Annotated in this window: 10 protein-coding genes; 7 read left to right on the forward strand and 3 right to left on the reverse strand. The window is 66.3% G+C overall.

Features of this window, described 5'->3' with window-relative positions:
• Positions 1-156: 156 nt before the first annotated feature.
• Positions 157-468: a DUF5655 domain-containing protein gene (locus ACIP8W_RS31385; protein ID WP_402205806.1), complete on the forward strand. Its 312-nt coding sequence runs from the start codon at positions 157-159 to the stop codon at positions 466-468.
• A 90-nt stretch (positions 469-558) separates the two neighbouring features.
• Here the strand turns inward: ACIP8W_RS31385 and ACIP8W_RS31390 are convergent, their stop codons facing one another.
• The 3 genes from ACIP8W_RS31390 to ACIP8W_RS31400 all read right to left on the reverse strand — a co-directional run bounded on the left by ACIP8W_RS31390 (position 559) and on the right by ACIP8W_RS31400 (position 3487).
• Positions 559-1392 carry a DUF6551 family protein gene (locus ACIP8W_RS31390; protein ID WP_402150333.1) on the reverse strand — a complete coding sequence of 278 codons (834 nt, stop codon included), beginning with the start codon at positions 1390-1392 and terminating at the stop codon, positions 559-561.
• The gene (locus ACIP8W_RS31395; protein WP_402205801.1) at positions 1385-2296 is read right to left on the reverse strand and encodes a ParB N-terminal domain-containing protein; all 912 of its coding nucleotides are present in this window, start codon (positions 2294-2296) and stop codon (positions 1385-1387) included. The genes ACIP8W_RS31390 and ACIP8W_RS31395 overlap by 8 nt, the downstream gene beginning before the upstream one ends.
• 438 nt (positions 2297-2734) lie before the next feature.
• Positions 2735-3487, reverse strand: coding sequence for a DNA-methyltransferase (locus ACIP8W_RS31400; RefSeq protein ID WP_402150324.1), 753 nt, complete (start codon positions 3485-3487; stop codon positions 2735-2737).
• Positions 3488-4065: 578 nt separating this feature from the next.
• Between ACIP8W_RS31400 and ACIP8W_RS31405 the strand changes: the two genes are divergently transcribed.
• The 6 genes from ACIP8W_RS31405 to ACIP8W_RS31430 all read left to right on the forward strand — a co-directional run.
• A complete protein-coding gene (locus tag ACIP8W_RS31405) occupies positions 4066-5211 on the forward strand; it encodes a C40 family peptidase (RefSeq protein WP_402150321.1) in 1146 nt (381 codons plus the stop codon).
• A gap of 89 nt (positions 5212-5300) precedes the next feature.
• On the forward strand, positions 5301-5609 hold the full coding sequence (locus ACIP8W_RS31410) for a DUF6112 family protein (RefSeq protein ID WP_402150318.1): 309 nt from the start codon (positions 5301-5303) through the stop codon (positions 5607-5609).
• Positions 5609-6295, forward strand: a complete 687-nt coding sequence (locus ACIP8W_RS31415; RefSeq protein ID WP_402150315.1) for a hypothetical protein — start codon at positions 5609-5611, stop codon at positions 6293-6295. The genes ACIP8W_RS31410 and ACIP8W_RS31415 overlap by 1 nt, the downstream gene beginning before the upstream one ends.
• A gap of 28 nt (positions 6296-6323) precedes the next feature.
• Positions 6324-7742, forward strand: coding sequence for an ATP-binding protein (locus ACIP8W_RS31420; protein WP_402150312.1), 1419 nt, complete (start codon positions 6324-6326; stop codon positions 7740-7742).
• A 138-nt stretch (positions 7743-7880) separates the two neighbouring features.
• Positions 7881-9347, forward strand: coding sequence for an SCO6880 family protein (locus ACIP8W_RS31425; protein WP_402150309.1), 1467 nt, complete (start codon positions 7881-7883; stop codon positions 9345-9347).
• Positions 9348-9382: 35 nt separating this feature from the next.
• Positions 9383-9672, forward strand: a 290-nt coding sequence (locus ACIP8W_RS31430) for a DUF6238 family protein (RefSeq protein WP_402205804.1), incomplete at its 3' end; no start/stop codon positions are given.

Here is a 9672-nt window from a genome sequence, read left to right on the forward strand (position 1 = left end):
CCAGTTCTACCGGGGCTCCGCTCCTCATGTCCGCCGAAACCGCACCTCAAGGCCCTCTGGACAACGCAGCCAGAGCCATAACTTCACGGCCTTGGTACTAGCGGGGGAGACGGGACGCCGCCGATACCGAGATCCCCAGGCATCATTCCGGCTTGCCTGCAAGACCTATATGCCGAATTGGACGAGGCCCTCACCGTATGGGGCGAGGTCGAGGTGCAGATGCTGCGGCACTATGTCGCCTACCGGCTGATGGTGAACCGTGCCTCAGTCGTCTTCCGCCCCGCGCACGAGGTGATCCTGCTCTACCTCACTCTCGATCCGGACACGGCCAAGCTAGAAGAGGGGTTCACTCGCGACATGCGCGGTATCGGGCATGTCGGGACCGGTGATCTAGAAGTGCGGATCGCATCCGCTGCCGACCTGGACAGAGCAGCACCGCTGATCCAGCGAGCTTTTGAGGCAGCCTAAAGCTGCTGGGAAGGCGCAGCACGCCTTCCCAGCAGCTTTAGGCTGCCTGGCTGGTTTAGGGAGCACCCTCACAGCAAGGGCCTGCAACCGCTAATCATCAACAAGCATGCTCGCCTGGCCCGCGTGCTGACTTGGTACCCGATCAGCCCAGGTTGGAAGCTTTCCGCCACGCCGACCAGCGTTATATGTCTGCCGAATCACCTGGTCAATTCCCTGCGCCACTGTGCTACCCGTCGCCTCTCGAAACCCCTTACCCTTGCCCACCAGGCTAGAGGGACCACCGGGGAACTTCGCCAGCTTCTTAACCAGAACATTCCGGTTTAGGTACGGGCACTCCGTCAACACAGCAGCAATGCCGAGGATAACGTAAGCATTAACCGACTCGGCAGTGCGCCCCCATGCTTCCGATGCGATTTCCAGCACCGATTTAAGCGTGACGCCCGGCTCGGGCGATAAGCGATAGACCGCACGAAGGGCAGCAACGGCGCTAATGCCACCACCATCAGAGATCTTCCAGCCAACCGCTGAAGCAATTCTGGTAATTTCAAGAGCTTCCGATCTTCCAGCCGTCACTTCTGCAATAAATTTATAGATGGGCTGCACCCTACGATTGTCATTCAATCCCAGAAACAGCTCCGCCTCCTCCGCCTTGCTCAGACCTCGAAACACTTTCACCTTGATTTTAATTTCTCCGCGCTCAGCCGCACCACACAGGGCTCCGCGATTCTGCCCGTCGAGCCAAACATAGGTTCCATCAGCACGAGCTGAAACCTGTGGCACACCTAGCCGTTTAACGTCAAACCCCTCCCTAAGCTTTCTGGCGACCCACGCCCTGTCAACGGGGCGCGTATTGACATCTGGATCTGTGGTGACTTGATTGGGGGCCAGCGACTCGATCTCTGACGTGTACGAGGTCCTACTCATTGATACCACCTTGCAGTCGCGCGATAAGGCAAAGCAGACTTTTCCGACTACTCTTGAGCTCACCAATCAGACGCCGACGCTCACCTAGGGGAATGTGACTGAAATCTACAATACTATCCAACCCTGCGGAAACACCAGAAATTGTATTCACGCCGCGATGCAGGTCAGCGTTACTACGCTTCCGCTGATTAACTCGCCACTCCGATTCATTTTGCGGTTCGCGCATCGGAGCGGCCTCAACGGCGGGCGCGGCAAAGCTTTTCAGACGCCCGTCCACGAGAGGGTGAAGCTCAGCCAGGGAGGAGGGGATTTCTCCAGAGCCCACAAGGGCGTGCAGGTACTCGAACAATCGACTTGGAGACCAATCAGCAGGCATCTCCTCAGCCGCATTCAACATCAGCCGGAGAACCCGTCGCGCCCGATCGGCCTGTAGAGACAACCCAGAATTATGATCGTTCGCTTTTCCCGCGATTGAGCGAATACGCCAATAGACACGCGACTGGAATCCAAGGGCGGGAGCCACATGAGTATCATAAGTAAACCCTTTAGCTGGAACCCCTTGAGGGCGCGGGAGCGCATGCAGGCGCATGGCGGCCTCAAGTCTCTCCATAGGATTCATGTGGACTACATATCGGTTGTCGCGATTCATATGCTCGCGAAAGTGATTGCACGCTTCGAGCACGTCTTCAGCGACCAGCACTGGAACATTTCGCATTGCTGCAGATTTACAAGCTGCGAGACGCCTGTATCCACTGAGCAGCACATTACTTTCCGCTGCGATCAGAAGCGGCTCCCTGAGCCGGTTGGATCGAATTGACATTTTGAGCCCTTCTACATCGCCAGATGAATCGCGACTAGAAGGTTCTGCAACGATCTCACTTAATGCGATTGTCGTACTCTTCACGCCCACCCGTTCCCTCTATGCATCGGATGCCTAACGCGAGAGAAACATATGACGTCATGACGCTTGCAACAAGTCGCCCTAGTCCGCTCACGGATGATTGCCTGTATGACAATTCACTCGACCGAGTGGGCAGGTTGTGACGCAACATCGGTGGCTGCCTGGATAAAAGGCGTCATGTCAAGGCTGTGTGCCTTTCACAAGAAGCACGGTGAGCTTCGCTTACGGAAGTTGACCGCTGATCCGGGAACGAGTGGAGTTATGTCCTGGGCCGAACGGTGCGACCTTGGGTTCTGACGGCCTCTCCGCCTGGCGGAGGATGTGACTGGCAAGCCTTCACGAGAGGCTGCTGTGAGCAAAGGGCGGCTGGTGGCATCGGTTCTCGATGCCACCAGCCGCCCTTTTGCGTCTGCGGTCCGTCAACCCCCGCCATGGTCGGTCTCATGCCGACGCTTCCGGTCCTGCCAGGACGAAGTCGTCCTGGGTCAGTTCCGCCTGGAGCCTGCGCTCGGCGACCGCTGCGTAGTGCGACGACAGCTCGACGCCCACGAACCGGCGCCCCTCGCGGAGTGCCGCGACTCCCGTGGAGCCACTGCCGGTGAAGGGGTCGAGGACGGTCCCGCCCCGGGGGCAGATCTGGACGAGCTGCTGCATGATCTCGACCGGCTTCTGGGTGATGTGGACCCGGTCCTTGCGGGGCTGGGAGGCGGTGAAGTGGCCGGGAAGGTAGAGGTCCCGGTCCTTGGCGAGGCTGCCCTTGACTCCCCAGGTGATGAACTCGGCGGACTGCTTGAACCCGCCCTTGCGGGGCCGGCTGGCGGGCTTGATCCACGGGATCGTGCCGCTCCAGGTCCAGCCCGCCATCTGCAGGGCATCGGATGTGGTCGGTTCCTGGCGCCAGTCCGAGAAGACGATGGCGACCGAGTGCTCGGTGGAGGCCCGGTACGCCTCGGTGAGCAGGGCGGTCAGCCAGCTCCGATAGCTCCTCTGGTCGCGGTTCTCGCCGGGGAAGTTCTGCAGGTCGTGCGCACTGTTGCTGGTGACGTACTTGGCTCGCGCGGTGCGACCGGTGCGGTCCGAACTGGTACGCCCGCCGGAGTTGTACGGCGGGTCGGTGATGACGGCGTTGACGCTCTCGTCCGGGAGGGTCTTCAGCACGGTGAGGGCATCGCCTCGGTGCAGCGTGTAGCTCATGTGCGGGGCCTCTTTCAGGGCACTGCGGGACTGGACCCGCTCCGGACGCCGCTCAACAGCGTTCGTTTCGAGCGGGGTTGCACCGGAGGTTAGTCGCGAATTCCGGCCGCACCTAACGAGCCGTGTCTCTGTCCGAGGCCGAGCCCGAGAGCCGTTTGGTGCGGCCGGAATCCCGGTCTACTGTCTCGCCATGTCACCGGGACGGAGCAGCGCTCCAACCCCGCTGACCTGTGCTTATCCGTGTTGTCTCGTCCGGATGGGCAGTATGGCAGGCCAGTTAGCCCCTCGTCCGAGAAACCGTGAGGAGACCCGGTGTACCGCCTGAGATTACGAGCGCGGCTGGCTGCCGCGCTTGACCCGAGACCGGCGTCCGGGAGCTACCAACTCCCCTGACCCGGGCCCGCCCTGAGAGGCGGATTCACATCGGCGCGGTGCCGACGGCTTTGCACGAGAAGTCGGCACCGCGCCTCCTACGAACCACGAGGAGCCGCTGCGATGCAGCATGCCCTGACACCCCCGTGCCCCGACCCAACACCGCTGTCCGTCCGGCACCGCCGTACCGGTGAACGGCAGCGGCGATGAAGAAGACCACCGGAGCCGTCGTCGGTCTCTTCGCATCCGGCCCGCTGCTGCTGGCCGTTCCCATCCTCGCCATCGGTGCCGGTACGGCTTCGGCCTCCTGCTCGACCGGCGGTGCACAGGCTGTGGATACCGCAGCCGTCGCCACTCAAGTGAAGGCCATCCTGGACGGCGGCGACAAGGGCTCGGCCTCCGTGCCGGGTCTCGATGACCCGGCCGAGCAGGTGCCCAACGCCAAGACGATCCAGGCCACCGGCGTCGCGATGAACATCCCGGCCCGGGGGCAGGTCGTGGCCCTGGCGACCGCCCTGCAGGAGAGCGGCCTACGGAACTTGACCTACGGCGACCGCGATTCGCTGGGTCTGTTCCAGCAGCGGCCGTCGATGGGCTGGGGCACAGCGAACCAGATCCTCGACCCGGTGCACGCCTCGACCAAGTTCTACGAGGGGCTCAAGAAGGTCTCGGGCTGGCAATCCCTGTCGGTCACTCAGGCCGCCCAGGCGGTGCAGCGGTCAGGCTTCCCGGAGGCATACGCCAAGTGGGAGCCCCTGGCCACCGCCCTACAGAAGGCCATCGAACCCCTGCTACCGAAGTCCGGTAACGGGCCGCCGAGTCCTTCGCCGTCCGGCTCGGCCGGCCCCGGCGGCCCTTCGCCCAGCACGACGGGTGGCTGTTCGGCAGACGGAGACGGGACCGACTTCGGCACCATCCCGCCCGGCGCGGTGCCAGCCGAGTACAAGATCCCGGCAGATGCTCCACGAGAGGTCCAGACGGCGATCCGGTGGGCGCTCGGTCAGCTCGGTACGCCTTACCAGTGGGGCGGGAGCTGTACCGACTCCCACGGCAAGAACCCCATGGGCCGGTGCGACTGCTCCTCTCTGATGCAGGGCGCGTACAAGGCCGCCGGGGTCACTCTGACGCGTACGACGTACACGCAGGTCAAGGACGGCAAGGCGGCATCCGTCGATGCTCTTCAGCCGGGAGACCTCCTCTTCACCAGGGGGACGGCCGCCGTACCTGAGCACGTCGGCATGTTCATCGGGCAGGGCTTGATCGTCCACGCGCCGCGCACCGGCGACGTGGTCCGCATCTCGACCCTTGCGTCCTGGAGGCCGCAGGTTCTCGCGGTCCGCCGAGTCGTCTGACCGGCGCTTTTCTCCCCTCTCCCCTTTCCTCGCACCGCCGCTCCGCCCTCGCGAGCTTTGACGTGCAGTCAATCGAACTGGAGTTCCCTATGTATCTCGCTGACCAGATCATCCAACTCGCCTACGACCCCGGGATCAAGCCGAACGAGGGCGGCTTGCCGGGCCTGTCCGTCCTCAAGCAGGTTATGGGCTCGATCAACCTCTTCGGCCTCATCGCCGTGGTCGGTGCCCTCGCCGTCAGCGCGGGCGTGTGGGCCTGGGGCCACCACTCCGGCGGCCACCAGTCCGAGGCGAACGGCAAGAAGGGCGTGCTGGTGAGCGCCGGCGCGGCCCTTCTGCTCGGCGCGGCGAACGGCGTGGTGGCGTTCTTCAGCACGCTGGGGACGCAGGTCCACTGATGGCTCAACACTCCACCCACCCCAGCGGCGCATCTCGCGTGCGCCGCCGGGCGCTGCTCGGCACCGTCGTCCTGGTGGTGCTCGTCGCCCTCGTCGGCCTGGCCGCGTACCTCACCCGCGATGGCAGGAGCCCCTCCGAAACTCCTGCTCCACCCTCGAGTTCGCCCACGGCTTCCTCCTCATCTTCGCCGTCCAGTCCGCTCACGCCGCACACCGGTCCTCGTGCCCTCCCGGTCCCGCCGAAGACCCATGACCCGATCGCGTTCGGGAAGGCAACCGCAGCAGCGCTGTGGTCCTACGACACCCGTGCGTACTCGCAGACCAAGCTGCGAACCGCCCTGCGCGGGTGGCTGACCACGGAGGCGAAGTACGCCGACCCGGCCTCGGTCGACAAGATCGTGCCCTCGCCCGTGCTGTGGAAGGAGATGGCCGCCAACGGCCAGTTCGCCACCGCCGACGTGCACGAGGGGCACTTCCCGAACGCGTTCACCCAAGCCCTTCAGGAAGACCCCGGCGCGATCACCCAGGCATACGTCTACGCCGTCACGGTCTCCGGCAAGCAGTCGATCGCCTGGAAGGGCTCGCCCGCCGGCGGCGCGGAGAGCCGTAGCACCACCCTCGCGGTCCAGTGCCGGCCCGACCATCACTGCGCTCTGGTCGGCGTCATGCCGTCCGTCGCGCCCTGACCCCCGTCTTAAGAAAGGAGGCACGACCATGGGAGTCTGCGACTTCCCACTGATGGACAAGGTGTGCGGCGCCGTCGACTTCGCCACCAACCCCGCCGGAGCCGTCACCGACGGCATCGGCGCGTGGATCGCGAAGTCGGCGGGCGAACTGGCAGCCAGCGCGGCGGATCTCGCCGCCAATGCCGTCAACCAGACGACCGCCATCGACCTCAACGCCGGATGGTTCCGGGACAACTACGAGCTGCTGCTGCCCATCGGGCTCTCGCTGACCGTCGGCACGTTCTGCATCCAGCTCATGTTCGCCGCCTGGCGGCGCGACGATCGCGCCCTGGCCCAGGCCGCGATCGGCACCATGACCGGCATCCTGTTCAGCTTCTGCGCCATCGCCTTCACCACCGTTGCCATCACCGTGGTCGACGCATTGTCCGCCGGCTTGTTCCAGGCGGCCAACACCTCGGTCGACGACGCGATCCGGCGCGTGGTGAAGGTCAACCAACTGGGAGCGATGTACGGCCTGGGCTGGGGCGTCCCAGCCCTGGTCGCCTTGGGCTGCGCGATCGGCGCCTTCCTGTACTGGGGCGTGATGGTGGCCCGGAAGGTCGGCGTCCTGGTCATGGTCGCCCTCGCAGTCTTCGCCGGGGCCGGCGGTGGCTGGGAGGTCGCCAAGCGGTGGCGACGCGGCTGGATCGAAGCCACCGCCACCCTGGTGGTCTCCAAGCTCCTGATGACCGTCGTCTTCCTGATCGGCGTCTCCGCCATGGGCAAGACCGACGCCAACGACGGCATGTCGGCCCTGTCCGACGCGATGGCTGGCATCGTCGTGATGGTCCTGGTGCTCCTGTGCCCCTACGCGACGTACAAGTTCGTCCACTGGGCCAGCGACGGCGGCGGCCACGACGACCTGCACCGCACCGGTGTTGCCGGCATGGCGGTCGCCGCAGGGGCTGCGAAGACTGCGGGCAGCCTGGCGGTGCAGGCCGGCACCGGCACGCCTGCACCGCAGGGGCCAAGCCAGGTCCCCGGCGCGGGCAGCGACGGTGTTGCCTCCGGCATCAACCCCTCCGGCGGAAACCTCAGCAAGGAGGGTATCGACGCCGGTCCGTCCAAGCCGCAGACCCGCTTTCGGTACGGCGAGGATCCGAACGCCACCGGTGACAAGGGCCGGGCTCTGATCCAGCGCCCCGGAATCCCACCGCTGATCACGCGTCCCGGTGGGGACGAAGCGGAAGGGACCGGGGTGGCCGTCCAGGGCGTTACGGGCGGCTCCGGTCATCTCGCCGGTACGTCGGCGCCGGGCGGCAGCATGGCCTCCATGACACCTGTCGGCCCCGCGCGCTCGGCCGTCGGCATCCCGGCCTCACCGCCGCCTCCCGCAGGACCGTCGGCGGCCGGTTCTCCGACGCCGGTGAACTGGGTGTTCCCCACCCAGCCGCCGTCGGGTTCCTGACCCACCACACCCCGGGGGCGAGCCGTACGACACTGCCCGCCCCCGCCCCACCCCGACCAGCAGAAAGGGTTTCGCCATGATGTCCAAAAGAGCGCCGCGCGCCCCGTCCTCCGCCCGCTCCCACCGTCTGGAACCACCATGTCCGGCAAGCACCAGGCCCCCACGGCCACCGTGAAGTTCCCCCACCGCAGCAGGCGCGGCATTCTGCTCGGTCTGACCGCCCCGCAACTGATCGTCGCCAGTCTCACCGGCCTTCTCCTGCTCGCCGTGGTCCTGGCCCGCGGCGTGGTCGGCGCTCTCCAGCTCATCCCGTTGTGGGCTGTCATCGGCCTCCTGGTTTTCGTCCGTCACCGGGGCCGTGCCCTGGCGGACTGGGCTCCGATCGTCACCCGGTACGTCCTGCGCCGGATGCGCGGTCAGCTCGTCTGGCTCACCCGGCCCTCCCGCCGGCCGGCCCGCGAAGGGCTCCTCCACCTACCTGGTACCGCGGTGAGCCTGCGCGTGGTCACCGCGCCCGACGGCCGGTACGGTGCGGTCCACGACCCGCACAGCAGCACGCTGACCGCCGTGGTCAAGGTTTCCTCCCGTGCCTACGCGCTCCTTGACCCGGGCACCCAGCAGGCCAACGTCAGCGGCTGGGGACGCGCGCTGGCCGCGCTCGCCCGCACCGGGCAGATCGCCCGCATCCAGGTGATCGAGCGCACCGTCCCCGACTCCGGCGACGCGCTTCGCCGCTACTGGGAAGAGCATGGCCAGCCGCACGCCCCCATGGCAGGCGCGATCTACAGCGAACTGATCCAGAGCGCCGGCCCGGCAGCCGCCCCGCACGAGACGTACGTCGCTGTGTCGCTCGACATCAAGGCGACGCGACGGCTGATCAACCAAGCCGGCGGCGGCCTCACCGGGGCCTTCAGCGTTCTGGCGCAGCTGACCTCGACCTTCGATCAGGCCGCGCGGACCGCCGGGCTGAATCCCGCCGGCTGGCTCACTGCCCGCGAGATCGCCGCCGTCGTACGTACGGCGTACGACCCGAAGGCGCTCGCGGCGCTGGACCGGTGGTCGACCGCCGGCCGTCCGGAGGCGGAGCCCGCTGCTGCCGGTCCGGTCGTGGTCATCGAGAAGGCCAACCACATCACGACCGACTCGGCCGTCCACGCCACGTACTGGGTGGAGAACTGGCCGAGGACCGAAACCAGCGCGGGCTTCCTGCACCAGCTCCTGTTCACCGGCGGGATCCGGCGCACGCTGTCGCTCTCCTACGAGCCGAAGGGACTGGACGCCGCCCTGCGCGATGTCCAGCGCAAGAAGGCCAGCGTGATCGCTGATGCCGCCGAGCGGGCCCGGCGCGGCCAGGTCGACTCCGAGGCGGACTCGATCGAGTACCAGGACATCAAGTCCCGTGAGCGCCAGCTCATCGCCGGGCACGCCGATGTCGCCCTGACCGGGCTGCTGACCGTCTCGGCCGACTCCGAGGAGGAACTCCGTTCCGCGTGCGCGGTCGTGGAGACCGCGGCGGTCGGCGCCCAGCTCGATGTCCGGCCGCTGACCTGGCAGCAGGCCGAGGCGTTCACCGTAGCTGCTTTGCCGCTCGCGCTCGCAGCCTGACGCCGGCCCCGTCTTCCCTTCGAAAGAGCACTCTCATGTCCCGCACCGCCAGTTCGACCGCGCAGGACTTCGTGCCCTTCGCCACCGCCGCGCTCGACTTCCACCGCGCACTCAACATCCCCGGCGGCCCCCTGGTCACCACCCGGGCCGAGCTGGACGCCCTGCACGCCCACCTCGTCGCACTGCACGGGCTGCTCGACGCCCACGCTGCCCGTACCGGTCAGCTCGTTCTAGTGCCGCATCAGGCAACGTTTGCCCTGTTGTGGCGCGCCGTCCGGGTGTCGGCACGGACGGCACGGACCCGTCATGCTGGTCCCGTGGCAGA

The organism is Streptomyces sp. NPDC088554 (assembly GCF_044752945.1).
In the GTDB taxonomy this organism is placed as follows: Bacteria; Actinomycetota; Actinomycetes; order Streptomycetales; family Streptomycetaceae; genus Streptomyces.

Bases quoted from the DNA above. Each gene is read 5' to 3' on its own strand.
- ACIP8W_RS31390 (WP_402150333.1), bottom strand. From the start codon at position 1,392: ATGAGTAGGACCTCGTACACGTCAGAGATCGAGTCGCTGGCCCCCAAT.
- ACIP8W_RS31400 (WP_402150324.1), bottom strand. From the start codon at position 3,487: ATGAGCTACACGCTGCACCGAGGCGATGCCCTCACCGTGCTGAAGACC.
- ACIP8W_RS31405 (WP_402150321.1), top strand. From the start codon at position 4,066: ATGAAGAAGACCACCGGAGCCGTCGTCGGTCTCTTCGCATCCGGCCCG.
- ACIP8W_RS31410 (WP_402150318.1), top strand. From the start codon at position 5,301: ATGTATCTCGCTGACCAGATCATCCAACTCGCCTACGACCCCGGGATC.
- ACIP8W_RS31415 (WP_402150315.1), top strand. From the start codon at position 5,609: ATGGCTCAACACTCCACCCACCCCAGCGGCGCATCTCGCGTGCGCCGC.
- ACIP8W_RS31420 (WP_402150312.1), top strand. From the start codon at position 6,324: ATGGGAGTCTGCGACTTCCCACTGATGGACAAGGTGTGCGGCGCCGTC.
- ACIP8W_RS31425 (WP_402150309.1), top strand. From the start codon at position 7,881: ATGTCCGGCAAGCACCAGGCCCCCACGGCCACCGTGAAGTTCCCCCAC.